An 18193-nucleotide genomic window follows, 5' to 3' on the forward strand; every position below is an offset into this window, starting at 1 on the left:
CGGGGCCTCGGATGTCGCAGCCTCCGCGGGCGCGGCGTCGACGGGTGTGGGGGCTTGTGGAGCGGGCCCGGCGGAATCCGGCGCGGCCGGTTCGGCCGGCGGGGCCGCAGCCCTCGCAGTGCCGTCGCCGTTGCCGGCGCCGGTGCGGACCTGGCGGTAGTGCTCGAGCACCGGCCACCACGTCTTGTCGACCGATTCAGGGTCTGCGAGGTACTTCTCGTACATCTCGTCGACGAGCCACTCGTTGGCTCCGTACTCGGCCGACGTGGTCTCGTCGGAACCTGACCCGGTCAATTGGCTCGACACAGCCTCTCGCCCACTCTCTCCATTGATGCTGGATAACCTGCTGGCGGCGTTCACGATGCACGCCCGGCGCATCGTGCGCGATCACCCACACAAGCCTAAACCCCTCTGCCGGACTCGGGTTGCCCATTGCGGCGGTAGCGTGGATGGCATGCAGTTCTACCGGACCACGCCGCGACACGACCTCACGTATTCCGACGTGTTCCTCGTGCCGAGCCGTTCCGCCGTCACGAGCCGGCTCGACGTCTCGCTCGCGCCAGAAGACGGGTCGGGGGCATCCGTTCCCATCGTCTCGGCGAACATGAACTCCATCACCGGGCCGCGTCTCGCAGCGACCCTCGCCCGACGCGGCGGTCTCGGGGTGCTGCCCCAAGACCTGCACCTGCAAGATCTCGATGAGGCGATCCGCTGGGTGAAGGCGCAATCGCCGCGATTCGACATCCCCCACGACTTCGCGCCCGACGCGACGGTCGCCGACGCGCTCGCCTCCCTGCCTCCCGTCGAGGGTCACGGCATCGTGCTCCACGACTCCCGCGGTGAGTACGTCGGATGCATCGCCGCGACGAGGCTCGCGACCGCCCTGCCCGACGCACGGCTCGGCGACCTGGTGCACGGCGGGCTCGCCTCGCTCGATGCCGACGACGTCGACTCGCCCCGGCGCGCGTTCGACCTGATGGTCGAAGCCGACCTCGACTTCGCACCGGTGCTCGAGCACGGCCGCGTCGTCGGCACTCTCAGTCGCAAGAGCGCGTTGCGCGGCACGATCTACCAGCCCAACGTCGACGCCCACGGCCGCCTTCGCGTCGCCGCCGCGGTCGGCATCAACGGAGACGTCGCCGCGAAGGCGACGGCGCTCGCCGGCGCCGGCGTCGACATGCTCGTCATCGACACCGCGCACGGTCACCAGGACGGCATGATCCGCGCGGTGCGCATCGTGCGCGACCTCGGCCTCGGGGTGCCGATCGTGGCCGGCAATATCGTGACCGCCGACGCGGTCGCCGACCTCGTCGAGGCCGGCGCCGACGTGCTGAAGGTCGGCGTGGGCCCCGGCGCGATGTGCACGACGCGCATGATGACGGCCGTCGGCCGTCCGCAGTTCTCCGCCGTGCTCGAGACCGCCGAGGCGGCGCGCGAGCACGGCGCCGCCGTGTGGGCCGACGGCGGCGTGCGGTATCCGCGCGACGTGGCGCTCGCGCTCGCCGCGGGTGCGGCATCCGTCATGATCGGCTCGTGGTTCGCGGGCACGATCGAGGCTCCGGGCACGCTGCGTCGCGACACATCCGGCCGCCTCTTCAAGGAGAGCTGGGGCATGGCGTCGACGAAGGCCGTGCGCGAGCGCTTCGACCGGCTCTCGCCGTACGAGCTCGCCCGCAAGGAGCTCTTCGCCGAGGGCATCTCATCGTCGTCGATCTACCTCGACCCGCTGCGCCCGTCGGTGGAAGACCTGCTCGACATGATCACCTCGGGGGTGCGCAGCTCGTTCACCTACGCCGGCGCCCGGTCGATCGAGGAGTTCCGCGAGCGTGCGCTCGTCGGCGTGCAATCGGCGGCGGGCTACGAAGAGGGCAAGGCGCTGCCGGTGAGCTGGTAGCGCCTCGGGGCTCGCCTGTGGACGGCGAGGATCGCACCTTGGCCTCGGTCGGTACGCTGTCGCCGTGGTGCACCCGTTCGAGATCGTCGCTCACCCGGTGCGCCGACGCATCATCGCTGTGCTCGCCGTTGGTGAGCACAGCGCCGGCACGCTGTGCGAGATCGCGTGCGCGGAGCTCGGGGTGACGCGAACCGCCGTGTCCCATCACCTTCGGACGCTGCGGCAGAACGGAGTGGTCCAGTCGAGCGTCGATGTGGTCGAACCGCGGTCGAGGTCGTATCACCTGAACCCCGCGTTCCTCGCGTCCCTCGATGCCGCGGTCTCCGACCTGTTCGAGGTCTGGGAACAGCGCTATGGCACCGCCGAGGGTCGTGCGCCGATGATGCCGATCCCGGTGGAGGATCGACGTATTCACCGATTGGGTACGGCTGAGCGGCGGCGACGGCAGGCGGCGCTCGCCGAATGGGTCGAGTTGACCGATCACGCTGTTGCCGAGGGTTAGGCATGCGATTTCGTGCCGGGCTTGTCTGCTCGTGTGAGTGGCGCCGAGATCGAGGGCGGGATCGGTGTCGCTGTGGCTCGTGTGAGTTTCGCCTCACATGAGGCTGATCTCACATGAGCAGAACGGAAGGCGAGATCGAAGATCGGCGGAGGCGAGATCGAGGAGGGTTGACGGCAGAGATGACGGCCGGGTTACAGCTCGGAAGGGTCGCGGACGCCGCCGATATACTGGCGAGACCATGGATGACCCCCCCTCTGCGACCGAACCCGGCCATAGACCCTCGCCCGTGACCGTCAGGGGAGGTGCGGATGTCTGAGTGGACCCTGCTCGGCATCGGACTCCTCCTCACGATCGGCACGGGCTTGTTCGTCGCCAGCGAGTTCGCGCTCGTGAACCTCGACCGTGCGGAGCTCGAGGCGAGGCGCGCGAGGGGCGAGACGAGGCTCGGCCTCACGATCGCCGCACTCAAGATCACCTCGACGCACCTCTCGAGCGCCCAGCTCGGCATCACCCTCACGACGCTCCTCACGGGCTACACGATGGAGCCGGCGATCAGTTCGCTCCTCGCAGGGCCGCTCGCGGCCGGCGGCCTTCCGGAGGGGCTCGTCCGCCCGGTCGGCACGATCGTCGCCGTCACCGTCGCGACGCTGCTCTCGATGGTGCTCGGCGAGCTCGTGCCGAAGAACTTCGCGCTCGCGCTGCCGCGGCAGACCGCGATCATCGTGGTGCCGTTCCAAGCGGCGTTCACGTGGGTGTTCCGCCCGGCGGTCTCGCTCCTGAACGGCAGTGCGAACGCGCTGCTGCGCGCGGTGGGCATCGAGCCGAAGGAGGAGCTCTCGGGCGCTCGCTCCGCCGAAGAGCTCTCGTCGCTCGTCAGGCGATCCGCGAGCGCCGGGCTCCTCGAGCAGGACACGGCGACCCTGCTCGGCCGCACACTCCGGTTCGCCGACCACGACGCATCCGACGTCATGACCGCGCGTCCGGCCGTCGCGGCGGTGCAGCGGCTCGAGCCGGCCGAGGCTGTGCTCGAGCTCGCGCGGCAGACGGGGTTCTCCCGCTTCCCCGTTTACGACGAGAACCTCGACGACGTCGTCGGCCTCGTGCACGTCAAGCAAGCGGTCGCGGTTCCGCGTGAGAAGCGGTTGGACGTCCCGACCTCTGCGCTCCAGTCCGAGGCGCTTCGCGTGCCCGAGACGATGAAGCTCGGCACGCTCCTCGGCGAGCTCAGGGCCCGTGGGTTCCAGATGGCGGTCGTCGTCGACGAGTACGGCGGCACCGCGGGCGTCGCCACGCTCGAGGATCTCGTCGAGGAGCTCGTGGGCGAGGTCGCCGACGAGCACGACCGGACGCGTGCGGGCGTCGTCCGCCGCGGTGATGTCGTGAGCTTCCCCGGCATCCTGCGGCCCGACGAGCTCATCGAGCGCACCGGCATCCGTGTTCCCGAGAACGGCGACTACGAGACCGTCGCCGGCTTCGTGATGAGCCGCCTCGGCCGCTTGCCCGTCGTCGGCGACGAGGTGTCGGTCGACGAAGGCATGCTCATCGTGCAGCGCCTCGACGGTCGCAGGATCGACCGGTTGCGCTTCGTACCCGATCCTTCACCTGCGGTCGACGACATCAACAGGAAGGGCGCGCGATGAGCGACTGGGTCGGAATCCTGTGGCTGATCGTGCTGCTCGCGGCCAACGCCTTCTTCGTCGGTGCCGAGTTCGCGGTGATCTCGGCGCGGCGCTCGCAGATCGAGCCGCTCGCCGATGCCGGCAGCCGGAGCGCGAAGACCGCCCTCTGGGCGATGGAGCATGCCACGCTCATGCTCGCGATGAGCCAGCTCGGCATCACGGTGTGCTCGTTGCTCATCCTGAACGTCTCCGAGCCCGCGATCCATCACCTGCTCGAGGTGCCGTTGCATCTGACGGGCTGGTCGGAGGAGGTCGTCTCCACCGTCGCGTTCATCGTCGCCCTGGTGCTCGTCTCGTACCTGCACGTCGTCTTCGGCGAGATGGTGCCGAAGAACCTGTCGTTCTCGGTGCCCGATCGCGCCGTGCTCCTGCTCGCACCTCCACTCGTGCTGCTCGCGCGTTTCTTCCGCCCGATCATCGTCGCGCTGAACGCGACGGCGAACGCGGTGCTCCGGCTCTCGGGCGTCGAGCCGAAGACCGAGGCGACGAGCACGTTCACGCTCGAGGAGGTGCAGACGATCGTCAACCAGTCGCGTCGTGAGGGCGTGCTCGTCGACGCGAGCGGCACGCTCACCGCGGCGTTCGAGTTCACCACCAAGCGGGTGAAGGATGTCGCGCTGCCGCTCGACGGGCTCGTGAGCCTGCCGCCCGCGGCGACGCCGGGCGATGTTGAGCGCTGCGTGGCACGGCACGGCTTCTCGCGGTATCCGATCCTCGACGTGCTGGGCGAGCCGGTCGGCTACGTGCACCTGAAAGACGTGATCGACCTCGACGACGACGAGTTCGACGACCCGATCCCCGCGAAGCGGGTGCGCCGGCTGGTGTCGATCTACGACGGTGCCGACCTCGAAGACGCGCTCGCCACGATGCGGCGCCTCGGAATCCATGTCGCGCGCGCGTTCGACGGCGACGGCGGCACGACCGGCGTGCTCTTCCTCGAAGACATCATCGAGGAGCTCGTGGGAGAGGTGCAGGACGCGACCAGGCGAGCCTGACCGGACGCGACCGAAAAGGGTGATGACCTCCGGCAGGCACGCGCGTAAACTGGCGCCCACCCGAAAGAATCCGAGGATGCATCATGTTCGAGAAGCTCATGGCGACGGCAGTGCTGCCCGCCTCCGACCTCGTCCGCGCACGCAACTACTGGCGAGAGGTGCTCGGCCACGAGCCGATCGCCTCTGACGAGGGCGGAGACCTCTACGACTTCGGCGGCACCATCGTGATGGTCTACGAGTCCCAGTTCGCCGGCACGGCGAAGAACACCGCGCTGAACCTCGTCACCGACAACCTCGACCGCGACATGACGGCGCTGCGCACGCACGGCGTGACGTTCCACGACTACGACATGCCGGGGCTGAAGACGGTCGACGGCGTCGCGGAGATCGCCGGCTCACGGGGCGCCTGGTTCAGCGACAGCGAGGGCAACATCATCGCGATCGGCGAACTGTCGCCCGAGATGCGCGATGTGGTGATGAGGGGAAGGTCTGCAGCGGCGGGCGGCTGACGACCCTCACCACTCGCCGTCATTCACCTCGGGCCGCGCCCTCAGGTACTGGCGCGGCCACATCGAGGTGTCGGCGCCGAGCTCGTGCGCGGCCCGCATGGCGAAATGCGGGTCGCGCATCATGGCCTTGCCGAACATGATCGCGTCGGCGCGACCCGACGAGACGAGGTCGTCGGCATGCCGCGCGTTGGTGATGCGGCCGACGGCCGACACCGGGACATCCGACCGCTCGCCGACGTACTCGGCGAAGTGCGCCTGGTAGCCGGGACCGAGGGGGATCTCGGCCGAGGCGACGAGCCCTCCGGTCGACACGTCGAAGAAGTCGGCCCCGACGTCTTCGGTCCAGCCGGCCACGGTCGCCGTCTGCACCTCGTCCCAACCGCCAGGAGTCCAGTCGGTTGCCGAGAACCGGACGAAGAGCGGCATCCGCTCTCCGATCTCGGCACGCACGGCACGCACGATCTCGAGCAGAAGCCTCGCCCGGTTCTCGAGGCTGCCGCCCCACCGGTCGGAGCGCACGTTCGAGAGCGGCGAGAGGAACTGGTGCACGAGGTAGCCGTGGGCGGCATGCACCTCGACGACATCGAACCCGGCGCCGACGGCCCGGCGCGCGGCGAGCCTGAAGTCCTCGACGACGCCGAGGATGCCGTCTTCGTCGAGCGCGAGCGGCTCGCGGTAGCCGTCGAATGCGATCGCCGAAGCCGAGACCGTGGGCCAGCCGCCCTCGTCGAGCGGCTGCGACCCGGGCCGGCGCATCGGTTCGGGCCAGATCGACGCCTTGCGTCCGGCGTGCGCGAGCTGGAGGCCCGACGCGGCGCCCTGCGACCGGAGGAATCGCGTGATGCGGGCCCACGCCGCGGCCTGCTCGTCGTTCCAGATTCCGGTGTCGTGATCGGAGATCCGGCCTTGGGGGCTCACCGCCGTCGCCTCGGCGATGACGAGCCCAGCGCCCCCGGCGGCCATCGCACCGAGGTGCACGAGGTGCCAGTCGTGCGGCACGCCGTCGCGCGCCGTCACCGAGTACTGGCAGAGCGGCGGCACCCAGATCCGGTTGCGGATCGTCAGGCCTCGGATCGTGATCGGCGTGAAGAGCCCGGGCACAGGGGCGTCGAGCGGTGCGGGACGCGGCCCGGGGGCCGTCTTGAGGTCGTCGCTCATGCGAGGGCCCGCAGCCACGAGTCGAGGCCCGCGGCATCCGTGAACACGTGTCCGTCACCACCGACGGCGCGGGCGCCCTCGACGTTCTCCGACTTGTTGTCGATGAACAGGAACTCGGATGCCTCGATGCCGAGCTCGCCGATCACGTGCTCGTAGATCGCCGCGTCGGGCTTCACGAGACCGAGCTCCCCGCTCACGAAGACCCGCTCGAAGAGCGGCCCGAAGGTGCCGTGGCGCAACCAGCCGCCGTAGTCGCGGCCCGCGTTCGAGAGCAGCGCGAGGCGGGTTCCGCCCGCTGCGAGGGCGTGCAGCACGCCGAGGGTGCCGGCATCGACGCTCAGCCAGCCGCGGTGGTCGATCGCCCAGAGTTCGTGGATGTCGACCGGGCCCCAGTCGGCGCCGGTGTCGCGCGCGATCGCTCCCCAGTACTCGGCGATCGACGTCGTGCCGCGGTCGAGTCCGTCTCGGTGCGCCCAGTAGGCGACCCAGAACGGCTCGTGCGCGACGCCCGCGCGGGCGAGGAGCGCGCCGCGGTCGGTCGGGGTCGGCTCGCGCGGGATGACCTCGCCGTAGTCGAAGACGACGACGCGAGGGGAGAGGCTGATCGGTGCGGCGGGTGTCGAAGGCATCTCCATCAACCTATCGTTGGACCATGGATGCATCGTGGCAGGAATGGACCGCCGAGGATGCGGCCGAGTGGATCATGGAGCCCGTGGCCGGCGACGACAAGTACCGCCGCGGCGTGCTCGGTGTCATCACGGGATCGCCCGATTATCCAGGAGCCGCCGTGCTCGGCGTCGAGGCCGCGCATCGCGCGGGCGTGGGCATGGTGCGATTCACCGGCCCGCGTGCGGTTCGCGCGGCGGTGCTGGCGCGCCGCCCCGAGACGGTCACGATGGCCGGACGTGTGCAGGCGTGGCTCGTCGGCTCGGGCATCGACCCCGAACGCCGCTCGTTCCTGCTCCAGGGCGACCTGCAGGTCGCCCTCGCCTCTCGCGTGCCGGTCGTGCTCGATGCCGGCGGGCTCGACCTCGTGGGCACGCACACCGCACCCACGATCATCACCCCGCATGCCCGAGAACTCGCCACGCTGCTCACCGAGCGCGAGATCGACGCGAGCGAGCAGGAGGTGCGCGAGGACCCGGCGGGCTGGGCCGAGCGGGCCGCACGCGAACTCGGCGTCGCCGTGCTGCTGAAGGGTCCGGTCACCCACGTGTGCGACCCCGATGGCGACCGCTACACGGTCACCGCGCCGACGCACTGGCTCGCCACCGCCGGCACCGGTGACGTGCTCGGCGGCATCCTGGGGGCCCTCGTCGCCACGCACCATGAGCGGCTCGCGACGGATGCCGAAGTGCTCACGTCACTCGCCGCGACGGCCGCGTACGTGCAGGGCGAGGCCGCGAGACTGGCCAGCGCCTACGTCGGCGGGGGACCGGTGACCGCGCTCGACATCGCAGAAGCCGTGCCGGGTGTCATCGGCTCGTTGCTCGCGCACTGACGAGCCAGGTGGCCGGGGGCTCACCGCGCCTGCCCCGGTCTCATGCCTCGGGCAGGAAGCGGGAGAGGAACTCCCGCGAGCGGGCCTCGCGCGGCGCGGCGAAGAACTCGCGAGCCGGGGCGTCCTCGATGATGCGGCCGGCGTCGAGGAACACGACCCGATCGGCGACGTCGCGGGCGAACGCCATCTCGTGCGTCGCCATGACGATCGTGGTGCCGCGGGCGGCGAGCGCCCGCACGAGTTCGAGCACCTCGCCGACGAGCTCGGGGTCGAGCGCGCTCGTCACCTCGTCGAGCAGGAGCAGCTCGGGATCGGTCGCGATCGCGCGCACGATCGCGGCACGCTGCTGCTGCCCGCCCGAGAGCCGGTCGGGAAACGACCGCGCGAAGTCGCCGAGGCCGATCGAACCGAGGAGCCCGAGCGCGCGTCGCTCCGCCTCGGCACGCGGGATGCGGTGCACGAGCCGCGAGGCGAGGGTCACGTTGTCGAGCACGCTGAGGTGGGGGAACAGGTTGTAGGCCTGGAAGACGACGCCGATGCGACCGCGCACCCGGTCGGCGTCGGTGCGCGGGTCGCTCACGTCTTCGCCGGCGAGCAGGATCACGCCGTCATCGATGCGTTCGAGCAGGTTCACGGTGCGCAGCAGCGTCGACTTGCCCGACCCGCTCGCCCCGACGAGCGCGACGACCTCGTGCGCCGCGACGTCGAGGTCGATGCCGCGGAGCACCTCGTGGTCGCCGAATGCGCGCCGGATGCCGCGGAGGCGAAGCACCGGCGGTGTTTCGAGGCCGGCCGGCGACGCGTTCATACGAGGCTCCCGGCCTGCTCGCGTGCGCGTGTGCGCGCCGAGAGCCAGTCGGTCAGCCGGATCATCGGCCACGCGAGCAGCACGAACAGCAGCCCCGCGACGACATACGGCGTGAAGTTGAAGAAGTGCGACGTCTCGATCTGCGCCGCGCGCACCGCGTCGACGGCGCCGAGCACCGAGATGAGGCCGACGTCCTTCTGCATGGCGACGAAGTCGTTCATGAGCGCCGGCGTCACCTTGCGCATCGCCTGCGGCAGCACGACGCGGCGCATCGCCTGGCCGTGGCTCAGTCCGAGCGACCTGGCGGCGAGCCGCTGCGACGGATGCACCGCCTCGATGCCCGCGCGGAACACCTCCGACACGTAGGCGGAGTAGGTGAGGATGAGGGCGATCGTTCCCCAGAACGCGGCCGGCATGCGGCCGAAGAAGTCGAGCCCGGGAATGCCGTACCCGACGAGGTAGAGCACGATGATGAGCGGGACGCCGCGGAAGAGGTCGGTGTAGCCCGCAGCGAGCGCGCGGAGCGGGAAGAACACCGGACCACGGAGCGTGCGGATCGTGGCGAGCAACAGGGCGAAGAGGAGCACGCCGACGCTCGCGACGACGAGCACCTGGACGTTCAGCCAGAGCCCCTGGAGCACGCGCGGCAGCGCCGCGACCGCGACCTCGGGGTCGAAGAAGGTCTGCTGCACCCTGGCCCAGCCGGGTGACCCGATGAGGGCCACCGCGAGGAGCGCCGCGAGCACGAGCGTGCTGAGTGCGCTGACGAGCACGGAGCGGCGCGTCTGCCGGCGACGAAACGCCCGCCGCCCGAGCTCAACGTCGCTCGGCACCCAGGCATCCGTCACTCGAGCACTGGCGCCGCGCCCTCACCGGCGAGCCATTCGGCGGCAAGGGCGTCGAGCGTGCCGTCGTCGCGGAGGGCGTCGACCGCCGCGGTGACGTCGGGAGTGAGTGCCGAGTCCTTCGCGAGCACGAGGCCGAAGGCATCGCCGCCGGTGGTCGCGGGCAGCTGGCCGACGATCTTGCCGCCGTCGAGCTCGGCGGAGGTGAGGTAGAACGCCGTCGGCAGGTCGACCACGATCGCGTCGACGGTGCCGTTCTCGAGGGCGAGCTTCGCGTCGTCGTTCGTGTTGAACACCTGTGCGCCGGCCGTCGGCGCGATGATCGACTCGATCGCGTCGAAACTCGTGGTGCCGGTCTGGGCGCCGATGAGCAGGCCCTGCAGGTCGGCGATCGAGGTGGCGGAGGCAGCGGGGGAGTCGTCGACCGTGATGACCACCTGCGTCGTCTCGTAGTACGGCGACGAGAAGTCGACCGCTTGCTTGCGCTCGTCGGTGATCGAGAACTGCTGCAGGTTGAAGTCGAAGTCCTTCGGTCCCGGTGCGATCGCCTGGTCGAAGGTCGTGCGCACCCACACCACGTCGTCTTCGGCGAAGCCGAGCTCTTCGGCGACCGCGTAGGCGACGGCCGCCTCGAACCCCTCGCCCGACTCGGGTGCGTCGTCGAGCACCCACGGCGAGTAGGCGGGCTCACCAGTGCCGATCGTGAGCTTGCCGGCGGTGACGTAGCCGTCGCCGTCGCCGGAACCGGAGGCGGCGCCGGTATCGCCCGCCGAGCATGCGGCGAGCACGAGGGTCGCGGATGCCGCGGCGAGGAGCGCGGCGAGTGAGCGTCGAGTCATGGGGGCCTCCGGTGACTGGTGTGCCCCCAGCATTCCGGATCCGGCGCTCGCACCGGCAGCACGTGGCGGAATGTGACGCCCCGGTAGGCTGCTGGGATGGCGGAGGCTGACATGCGTGCGGCATCCGTCGCCGGCGTCACTCACGCCCTCTCGGGCCGCGCCGCACTCTGGACGGGCTTCGCACTCGTGCACCTCGCGCTCGTGTGGCTCAATCTCGCTGCGCCCGGGTATCCGCTCGGCGACGTGACGGGCGTCTACCGGGTCTGGGCCGAGAACGCCGCGAACGGCTGGCTGCGCATGGGCATCGACATGCCGTGGGTCTATCCGATCCTCGCGTTCGCGCCCATGTCGGCCGCGCTCGCATTCGGCTCGGCCCTCTACGGAGAGACGTGGCTCACGATCGTCACCCTGCTCGATGCGATCGTCTTCGCGATCCTCATCGGGCGAGCTCGGCTCTCGCGGCCCCGGCGTCTTGCGGCGTGGTGGTGGCTCGGGTTCCTCGCCCTGCTCGGGCCCATCGCGCTCGGTCGCATCGACGCGATCACCGTGCCGATCGCGATCGCCGGGCTGCTCTGGGCCGCGGGCCGGCCGCGCGTGGCCGCGGTGCTGCTCACGATCGGCGCGTGGGTGAAGGTCTGGCCGGCCGCACTCGTCGCCGCACTCGTCATCGCATCTCGCAAGCGGGGCGACGTGGTCAACGTCGCGGCGGCGCTCAGCGTGGGCATTCTCGGGGTGAGTCTCGTCGCGGGATCGGGCCTCAACGCCGTCGGCTTCATCGCCGAGCAGGCCGACCGGGGGCTGCAGATCGAGGCGCCCATCGCGGTCGGGTGGCTCTGGCAGATCGTCGGCGGCGTGAAGTCGGTCACGATCGAGTACGACCGCGAGATCCTGACGTTCCAGATCGAGGGGCCGGGGGCGGATGCCGCGGCGGCGCTCACGACGCCGATCATGGCGATCGGGGTGCTCGCCGTCGTGCTCATCGGGATTCGCGCGGCGCGCCGCGGCACCGCGTTCGGCGTGCTCATGCCGTCGCTCGCGCTCTCCTTCGTGGTCGTGCTCATGCTCGCCAACAAGGTGGGCTCGCCGCAGTTCGTCACGTGGCTCGCGGCGCCGGTCGTGCTCGGACTCGTCTACCGGCCGGCGCGCTTCTCGGTGCCCGCGATCCTCGTGGCGGCCGTCGCGCTCTTCACGCACATCATCTACCCGTACTGGTACGGGTGGCTCCTCGTCGCGAACCCGGCGTTCGTGTTCCTGCTCACCGTCAAGGCGGGGCTCCTGATCGCATTGCTCGCGTGGGGCATCACGGCGATGTGGCAGGCTGGAGGAAGGCGTGGAACGAGCACCCGCAGCCGCGTGACGCCGCCCGTCTCGCGCCCCTGAGGAGGAACCATGCTGGTCGCATTCTCGGTCGCACCGAGTGGCTTGGAGGGCCCAGAGGGGTCCGTCCATGACGCCGTGGCGGCAGCCGTGCGGATCGTGCGGGAGTCCGGGCTTCCGAACCGGACGACGTCCATGTTCACCGAGATCGAAGGCGAGTGGGACGAGGTCTTCGACGTCATCCGGCGGGCGACGGAGGCCGTCGGAGAGTTCGGCCCGCGGGTGTCCCTCGTACTGAAGGCCGACATTCGGCCGGGCCGCACCGGCGAGATCGATGCGAAGGTGGATCGGCTCGAAGCAGCCCTCGACCGGCAGGACAACCCGTAGTCACGGCGTGTTTCTGTACGTCGCGCAGACCAAAGGACTCTGAGCACGACTCGAAGGTCCAGGTGCCGGCGCCTCGACGGGCGTGGATGTCGAATCGATTCGATCTGTGCGAGAATCGTCGGGTGACCCTCTCTTCAGACGGGCCGACGACGTTGTCGCCGGCCCGTATTCGTTTTGCGCTCCTGGCGCTCGCACTCGGCGGCTTCGGCATCGGCGCGACCGAGTTCGTCGCGATGGGCCTGTTGCCCGACATCGCGCGCGACCTCCTGCCGGGCGTCTATGCCCGCTCGCCCGAAGACGCGAACGCATCCGCCGGCTGGATCATCTCCGCGTATGCGCTCGGCGTGGTCGTGGGGGCGCCAACGATCGCCGCGGCTGCCGCGCGCTGGCCCCGACGGCGCCTGCTGCTCGCGTTGCTCACGGCGTTCACGCTCGGCACGATCGCCTCGGCCCTGCTCCCGACCTTCGAGCTCGTGCTCGTCGCTCGCTTCATCGCCGCCCTGCCGCACGGTGCCTACTTCGGCATCGCCTCGCTCGTCGCTGCGAGCCTCATGGGCCCAGGCAAACGCGCTCGCGGCGTCGCGCTCGTGCTCTCGGGGCTCACCATCGCGAACGTCATCGGGGTGCCGGCGATCACCTGGCTCGGCCAGGCGGCCGGCTGGCGCATCGCCTACCTCGCCGTCGCCGCCATCTTCGCCCTGACCTTCGCGGCGGTGCTCCTCGCGGTGCCGTGGCAGGCTGGCGACCCGAATGCCACGATGAAACGCGAACTCCGCGCGTTCGCCCGTGTGCAGGTGTGGTTCGCGCTCGGAATCGGCGCCATCGGCTTCGGCGGCCTGTTCGCCGTCTACAGCTACGTCGCGCCGCTCGCGACCGACGTCACGGGCCTCGCGCCCTCGTTCGTCCCCGTCGTGCTCGTCGTCATCGGGCTCGGCATGACGGTCGGCAATCTCGTGGGCGGCGCACTCGCCGATCGCAGTGTGCGGCGCTCGATGTACGGCTTCTTCGGGCTGCTCGCCGCGTCGCTCGTGCTCCTCGGACTGACGGCCTCGAACCCCGTGGGCCTCTGCATCGGGCTGTTCCTCGTCGGAGGGTCGGCTGCGGCGCTCTCGCCCACGATCCAGGCCCGGCTCATGGATGTCGCCCGCGACAGCCAATCGATCGCCGCGGCCCTCAACCACTCCGCGCTGAACATCGGCAACAGCCTCGGCGCGGTGCTCGGCGGGCTCGCGATCGCGGGCGGGCTCGGATACGTCGCGCCCGTCTGGATCGGCCTCGTGCTCACGATCGCCGGCATCCTGCTCGCCCTCGCCTCGTTCGCACTCGACCGGGCCCGCGGGCGTCGCGGCATCGCCGTGCCCTACGCGACGGGTGCCGTCGAGGTGGTCGGCGAGGGGTACTAGTGCTCAGTCGGACTGCAGCAGGATGCCGTCGAGGATCGCGCGCTTGCGCAACGCCACCTTCGTGCCGACGTCGAAGCCCGCGACGCGGTACTTCTCGCGGATGCGCTTGAGATAGCTCTTCGCGGTCTCCTCGGAGATCCCGAGCTGGAAGGCGACGGCCTTCACCGGCTGGCCGGCGCCGTAGAGCGCCATCACCCGCCGCTCCTGCGCGCTCAGCCGCGGCACCGTGCCGTCGTCGATGAGGGCGGCCTCGAGCTCGGGCGTGAGGTACGAATCGCCGTCACGTGCCGCGCGGATGGCCTCGACGATCGTCTCGACGGGTTCGGACTTCACGAGGTATCCGAGTGCCCCCGAGCTGAGCGCCTCGCGCACGACGGCCGGCTCGGAGTACGTGCTCATGAGCATCGTCTGCACGCCCGCGGACTTCAGCATCGAGAGCTTCAGCGAGATCGGGATGTTGTCACGCAGGTCGAGGTCGAGGAGCACGACGTCGACGGGGAAGTCGCGGTGGGCGAGCAGTTCCGACCATGACGGCACCGCGGCGACGAGATCGATGTCGGGCGCTGCACCCCGCAGCCATTCGGAGAGCGCTCCGAGCAGCATGCGGTGGTCGTCGACGATGGCGAGTCGAATAGGTGTGTCGGTGTCAGCCATGAGGCTCCCCCTCGGTGTCAGCCATTCAGCTCCCCCCTAGATCGGACGGCGGCTCGAGCCGCCGGTGAACCTGCGATGTCGATCTTCTCGACACTGCAGGCGATGTCGATGCGGAACCCCTCAGCTCCCACGATCACCTCGTATCTTCCGAGACTACCGAGTGCATCCCATGTCGCGGGATCGACGCGTCGCCGCGCGACTCCCTTCACGTCGATGGCGATCGTGAGCAGTGGAGCGCCGGCCTCGCTTCCGATCGCCGATTCGCGGCACGCGACGAGCACCGCGAAGGGAGACGTCGCGCCCTTCGGGCGTTCCCCGACCAAGAGCCAGAGCGCGAGCAGCAGCCCATCTCGTTGCGTTTTGGAGAGGAGCCCTGCGACGCCGCTCGGATCGTCGACGGTGACGCGGTCGCTCAAGTACGCGGATTCGGTCACGGCGTGGCGCAGCCATGTGTCGGTGCGGCCCTCGATGAGCCGAACACGCAACCGTGCGGCGAGCGACCCGGCCCGCTCGGCGATCTCGGCCGGCACCGGGATCGCGACGCGTCCGGCGCCGACGTCGTCGAGCAGGGCCTCCGCGTCGAAGTCGAGTTGTGCGAGCTCCTCGGATGCCCGCATGCCCACGGCCGAGTGCGGCGTGCCGACCGTGCTCTGCACGAGCGAGAGGTCGAGTTCGCGCCCGACGAGCCGGCGGAACCCGCTGACGGCGAGGGTCACGAGCACGACGGGGAACACCGCCGAGGCGGCGACGGACAGTCCTGAGACGACCGAGGCGCCGGCCGAGTCGAGCTGGACGAGCGCCGAGACGGCGAGGACGAGGCCGATGCCGGCTGCGGCGGCGAGCGGGATCCGCGTGCCCCGGATCGCCGCGACCGGCATGAGCACGGCTCCGGCCGCGGCGCCTGCGGTCGACGTCACGCCGTACTGGAGCAGCCCGGCCGTCGCGACGACGTCGAGCCACAGCGGGGCGATGAGACCGGCGAGGAGCGCGGCGTAGAGCCAGTCGGGCAGGTTCCGCCAGAACGCCCGCGAGACGGCGCCGACCGCGACGACCATGGCGAGGGCGATCCACGCGGCCCATGGACCCGGCCACCCCTTCAGGTAGTACGGCGCGAACGAGAACGCGAGCGCGAGGTGGGCGAGGATGATGAGGCCCGCCCCGATGGTGATGCCGGTCGCGAGCCTGCGGCCGCCGTGGCTCTCACGCACATCGCCCGCCGCCCGAGCCGAGCGTGTGGGACGCCGAAAGGAGTGCTCCCTGCGCTCGGCGGGAGGCTGAGGATCGGGCTCGGGGTCGATCATGGCTTCGGCACCTCGAGCATCACGGTCGTCCCCGACCCGGGCGAGGAGAAGATCCGGGCTCGCCCGCCCACGGTGCTGAGCCGGCCGACGACCGACTCGGCGTACCCGAGGCGGGCCCGGTCGACGGCCTCGGTCTCGAAGCCGCTGCCGGCGTCGGTCACCATGGCGCGCACGGTTCGATCGTCATCGGTGACCGTGACATCCGCTTCACTGACACCGGAATGCCGGCGCACATTCTCGAGGCATTCGCCGAGCGCGCCGACGAGCGCGTCGAGCGTCTCGCGCGGAAGGGCGAGCTGGCCTGCCCCGTGCCAGTTGACATCGAGCCCCATACGGGCGAAGCGCCGTCGCACCGACTCGAACGTCGTGCTGAGCACGTCGGCGTCGGACTCGGGGGAGAAGATGGCATTCGATCCGTTGTCGAGCGGCGCACCGAGGCGAAGCTGCTTGAGCAGACGTGCGTCATCGCCCGCCTGCTGCCGCAAGGCCGACGCACCGACACCCACGCCGGAATGGGCGAGCAGGCTCAGGGTGGCGAGCACCGTGTCGTGCAGTACTCGTGCATCCTGCCGCTGCTGCGCCTCGAACTCGCTCGCGAGACGCTCGGCGCGGTGGGCCCGCCCGACCTCGTCGATGCGTTCCGATGCCCGGCCGACCGCCTTGTCGAGCCAGAGCCCGAGCGCCGCCGCCGCGGCCCAGCCGGCGGCGGTGATGATCGCGAGCGAGCCCTTCTCGGGACCTGCGAGGTCGACGAAGCCGACGGCGAGGAGGGTTGTCGTGGCGAGTCCTGCGACGACGAGCCTGCCGCCGGGTCGCACGACGAGCGAGAGGGCGACGGATGCCGCGGTGAGCCCGCCCGTGATCTCGAGCGCCGTGGTGGTGGCCGGGTCGGGCACCGAGGCCGAGCCGAGCCAGAAGAGGAGCGCGATGGATCCCGCGACGACGCCGAGGGCGGGCGCCATCGCTCCGCGCGCAGTGTGCACGCCGACGAGCGCTCCGACCGCGAGGCTGAGCACCGCGGCGACGGCGAATTCGAGGCTCCCGGCGGGGACCGGCATGACGAGGCAGGCGAGTGCGCCGCCCGCGCCGGTCAGACCGGCGATACGCCCGAGCCGGCGCAGAAGCCGATCACGCTCTTTGTGGATGCGTTTCATACACCCCCTCGGCAATGTCGACGACCCGACGCGCGGGTCCCCTCATTCACGAACATAGCGGATGCTCGCCGGAACGCTGCGGGTTTGCGGCCGTGGTCAGGCTGCGAGCAGGCGTGCGAGGGCGTCGCCGACGGCGTCGTCTTCGATGAGGAACGCGTCGTGGCCGTACTCCGAGTGGAGCAGCACCGGCTCGTCGCCGTGCACGCTGTGCCGGAGCGAGGCGGCGATCTCGACCTGGCCGGCGAGCGGGAAGTAGCGGTCGCTGTCGATGCCGAGCACGAGGCTCTTCGCCTCGATTCGAGCGAGCGCCGCCGCGGCACCGCCCCGACCGCGGCCGACGTCGTGGGAGTTCATGGCCTCGGTGAGCACGAGGTAGCTGTTGGCGTCGAACCGCCGGGTGAACTTGTTGCCGTGGAAGTCGAGGTAGGACTCGACCGCGAAGCGGCCGTCGCCCCCGAGCGGGTCGAGGTCGCTCTGCCACGAACGCTCGAATCGCAGGTTGAGCTCGGCAGCCGTGCGGTAGTTCAGCATCGCCATGCGCCGAGCGAGCGCGAGCCCTCTCGTCGGACCCTCGCCGTCGGGGGAGTCGTAGTAATCGCCGCCATGGAAGGCCGGATCGGCGCGGATGGCCTCGATCTGCACCGAGTTGAGCGCGATCTGGTCGGCGGTCGTGGCAGCGGGCGCGGCGAGCACGGCGATGCGCTCGACGGCGTCGGGCGCCTCGATCGCCCACTCGAGCACGTGCATGGCGCCCATCGAGCCGCCGACGACTGCCGCGAAGCGTTCGATCCCGAGCTCGCGGGCGAAGGCGAGCTGTGCGCGCACCTGGTCGCGGATGGTGAGGAACGGGAACCGCGCTCCCCACTCGGCGCGATCGGGCGCCAGCGAGGCCGGCCCGGTGGAGCCCTGGCAGCCGCCCAGCACGTTCGGCGCGAGCACGAACCAGCGATCGGTGTCGATCGCGAGGCCGGGACCGACGACGCCCGGCCACCAGCCGGCGCTCGGATGCGCGGGGCCGGCAGGTCCGACGACGTGGCTGTCGCCCGTGAGGGCGTGCAGCACCAGGATCGCGTTGTCGCGTGCAGGCGACAACGTGCCCCACTGCTCGTAGGCGATGCGCGCTTCGGGCAGAACGCCTCCGGACTCGAGCGGCACGTCGCCGATGCGCACGAAGCGCCGATCGCCGACCGCGTCGCCCTCGCGCCAGGCGCCCGTCGCCGGCGCGCGGCCGAGGAGCGCGAGCGCGC

General features: G+C 70.6%; 19 protein-coding genes. 9 read left to right on the forward strand and 10 right to left on the reverse strand.

All coding sequences use genetic code 11. From position 1 onward, the window contains the following. On the reverse strand, positions 1-306 hold a 306-nt coding region (locus ESP51_RS18830), incomplete at its 3' end, for a 2-oxoglutarate dehydrogenase E1 subunit family protein (RefSeq protein WP_164990599.1). Positions 307-454: 148 nt separating this feature from the next. On the opposite strand from ESP51_RS18830, the gene guaB1 reads away from it, so the two are divergent. The 5 genes from guaB1 to ESP51_RS18855 all read left to right on the forward strand — a co-directional run bounded on the left by guaB1 (position 455) and on the right by ESP51_RS18855 (position 5579). Beyond that, positions 455-1894, forward strand: coding sequence for a GMP reductase (gene guaB1, locus ESP51_RS18835; RefSeq protein WP_129522426.1), 1440 nt, complete (start codon positions 455-457; stop codon positions 1892-1894). A 64-nt stretch (positions 1895-1958) separates the two neighbouring features. Further along, positions 1959-2396: an ArsR/SmtB family transcription factor gene (locus tag ESP51_RS18840; protein ID WP_129522427.1), complete on the forward strand. Its 438-nt coding sequence runs from the start codon at positions 1959-1961 to the stop codon at positions 2394-2396. 308 nt (positions 2397-2704) lie between these two features. After that, positions 2705-4036, forward strand: a complete 1332-nt coding sequence (locus ESP51_RS18845; RefSeq protein WP_129522428.1) for a hemolysin family protein — start codon at positions 2705-2707, stop codon at positions 4034-4036. Then, positions 4033-5070 (forward strand): hemolysin family protein, encoded by a 1038-nt coding sequence (locus tag ESP51_RS18850; RefSeq protein ID WP_129522429.1) that lies wholly within the window; start codon positions 4033-4035, stop codon positions 5068-5070. The genes ESP51_RS18845 and ESP51_RS18850 overlap by 4 nt, the downstream gene beginning before the upstream one ends. An 83-nt stretch (positions 5071-5153) precedes the next feature. Next, positions 5154-5579 carry a VOC family protein gene (locus ESP51_RS18855; RefSeq protein ID WP_129522430.1) on the forward strand — a complete coding sequence of 142 codons (426 nt, stop codon included), beginning with the start codon at positions 5154-5156 and terminating at the stop codon, positions 5577-5579. Between the two features lie 6 nt (positions 5580-5585). Here the strand turns inward: ESP51_RS18855 and ESP51_RS18860 are convergent, their stop codons facing one another. Further along, entirely contained in the window at positions 5586-6737 is a 1152-nt protein-coding gene (locus tag ESP51_RS18860) for an NADH:flavin oxidoreductase/NADH oxidase (protein ID WP_422386865.1), read from the reverse strand. Next, a complete protein-coding gene (locus ESP51_RS18865) occupies positions 6734-7366 on the reverse strand; it encodes an HAD family hydrolase (protein WP_129522431.1) in 633 nt (210 codons plus the stop codon). Before ESP51_RS18865 ends, ESP51_RS18860 begins: the two co-directional genes overlap by 4 nt. Positions 7367-7389: 23 nt before the next feature. Here ESP51_RS18865 and ESP51_RS18870 point away from each other — a divergent pair, with 23 nt between their 5' ends. Beyond that, entirely contained in the window at positions 7390-8238 is an 849-nt protein-coding gene (locus ESP51_RS18870) for an ADP-dependent NAD(P)H-hydrate dehydratase (protein WP_129522432.1), read from the forward strand. Between the two features lie 40 nt (positions 8239-8278). Here the strand turns inward: ESP51_RS18870 and ESP51_RS18875 are convergent, their stop codons facing one another. The 3 genes from ESP51_RS18875 to ESP51_RS18885 are packed head-to-tail and all read right to left on the reverse strand — an operon-like array spanning position 8279 to position 10730. Then, entirely contained in the window at positions 8279-9046 is a 768-nt protein-coding gene (locus ESP51_RS18875; RefSeq protein ID WP_129522433.1) for an amino acid ABC transporter ATP-binding protein, read from the reverse strand. Further along, a complete protein-coding gene (locus ESP51_RS18880; protein ID WP_241843263.1) occupies positions 9043-9879 on the reverse strand; it encodes an amino acid ABC transporter permease in 837 nt (278 codons plus the stop codon). The genes ESP51_RS18875 and ESP51_RS18880 overlap by 4 nt, the downstream gene beginning before the upstream one ends. Positions 9880-9890: 11 nt before the next feature. Next, positions 9891-10730 (reverse strand): ABC transporter substrate-binding protein, encoded by an 840-nt coding sequence (locus ESP51_RS18885; protein WP_129522435.1) that lies wholly within the window; start codon positions 10728-10730, stop codon positions 9891-9893. 96 nt (positions 10731-10826) lie between these two features. Between ESP51_RS18885 and ESP51_RS18890 the strand changes: the two genes are divergently transcribed. The 3 genes from ESP51_RS18890 (at position 10827) to ESP51_RS18900 (ending at position 13837) form a co-directional block, all read left to right on the forward strand. Then, positions 10827-12110 carry a glycosyltransferase 87 family protein gene (locus ESP51_RS18890; protein ID WP_129522436.1) on the forward strand — a complete coding sequence of 428 codons (1284 nt, stop codon included), beginning with the start codon at positions 10827-10829 and terminating at the stop codon, positions 12108-12110. A 9-nt stretch (positions 12111-12119) separates the two neighbouring features. Beyond that, a complete protein-coding gene (locus ESP51_RS18895) occupies positions 12120-12434 on the forward strand; it encodes a thiamine-binding protein (RefSeq protein ID WP_129522437.1) in 315 nt (104 codons plus the stop codon). A gap of 122 nt (positions 12435-12556) precedes the next feature. Beyond that, positions 12557-13837, forward strand: coding sequence for an MFS transporter (locus ESP51_RS18900; RefSeq protein ID WP_129522438.1), 1281 nt, complete (start codon positions 12557-12559; stop codon positions 13835-13837). A gap of 3 nt (positions 13838-13840) precedes the next feature. On the opposite strand, the gene ESP51_RS18905 is transcribed toward ESP51_RS18900, so the two are convergent. The 4 genes from ESP51_RS18905 to metX form a co-directional block, all read right to left on the reverse strand. Then, on the reverse strand, positions 13841-14491 hold the full coding sequence (locus ESP51_RS18905; RefSeq protein ID WP_129522439.1) for a response regulator transcription factor: 651 nt from the start codon (positions 14489-14491) through the stop codon (positions 13841-13843). Between the two features lie 17 nt (positions 14492-14508). Continuing rightward, on the reverse strand, positions 14509-15699 hold the full coding sequence (locus ESP51_RS18910; RefSeq protein ID WP_129522440.1) for a hypothetical protein: 1191 nt from the start codon (positions 15697-15699) through the stop codon (positions 14509-14511). A gap of 89 nt (positions 15700-15788) precedes the next feature. Next, a complete protein-coding gene (locus ESP51_RS18915; protein ID WP_129522441.1) occupies positions 15789-16946 on the reverse strand; it encodes a sensor histidine kinase in 1158 nt (385 codons plus the stop codon). 96 nt (positions 16947-17042) lie between these two features. Further along, a partial coding sequence (metX, locus tag ESP51_RS18920; RefSeq protein WP_129522442.1) for a homoserine O-acetyltransferase MetX occupies positions 17043-18193 on the reverse strand: 1151 nt, incomplete at its 5' end.

The organism is Agromyces albus (genome assembly GCF_004134825.1).
GTDB lineage: Bacteria > Actinomycetota > Actinomycetes > Actinomycetales > Microbacteriaceae > Agromyces > Agromyces albus.

Coding starts and splice junctions, on each gene's coding strand:
- guaB1 (WP_129522426.1), top strand. CDS start 455: ATGCAGTTCTACCGGACCACGCCGCGACACGACCTCACGTATTCCGAC.
- ESP51_RS18845 (WP_129522428.1), top strand. CDS start 2,705: ATGTCTGAGTGGACCCTGCTCGGCATCGGACTCCTCCTCACGATCGGC.
- ESP51_RS18850 (WP_129522429.1), top strand. CDS start 4,033: ATGAGCGACTGGGTCGGAATCCTGTGGCTGATCGTGCTGCTCGCGGCC.
- ESP51_RS18855 (WP_129522430.1), top strand. CDS start 5,154: ATGTTCGAGAAGCTCATGGCGACGGCAGTGCTGCCCGCCTCCGACCTC.
- ESP51_RS18860 (WP_422386865.1), bottom strand. CDS start 6,737: ATGAGCGACGACCTCAAGACGGCCCCCGGGCCGCGTCCCGCACCGCTC.
- ESP51_RS18865 (WP_129522431.1), bottom strand. CDS start 7,366: ATGCCTTCGACACCCGCCGCACCGATCAGCCTCTCCCCTCGCGTCGTC.
- ESP51_RS18870 (WP_129522432.1), top strand. CDS start 7,390: ATGGATGCATCGTGGCAGGAATGGACCGCCGAGGATGCGGCCGAGTGG.
- ESP51_RS18875 (WP_129522433.1), bottom strand. CDS start 9,046: ATGAACGCGTCGCCGGCCGGCCTCGAAACACCGCCGGTGCTTCGCCTC.
- ESP51_RS18885 (WP_129522435.1), bottom strand. CDS start 10,730: ATGACTCGACGCTCACTCGCCGCGCTCCTCGCCGCGGCATCCGCGACC.
- ESP51_RS18890 (WP_129522436.1), top strand. CDS start 10,827: ATGGCGGAGGCTGACATGCGTGCGGCATCCGTCGCCGGCGTCACTCAC.
- ESP51_RS18895 (WP_129522437.1), top strand. CDS start 12,120: ATGCTGGTCGCATTCTCGGTCGCACCGAGTGGCTTGGAGGGCCCAGAG.
- ESP51_RS18905 (WP_129522439.1), bottom strand. CDS start 14,491: ATGGCTGACACCGACACACCTATTCGACTCGCCATCGTCGACGACCAC.
- ESP51_RS18915 (WP_129522441.1), bottom strand. CDS start 16,946: ATGAAACGCATCCACAAAGAGCGTGATCGGCTTCTGCGCCGGCTCGGG.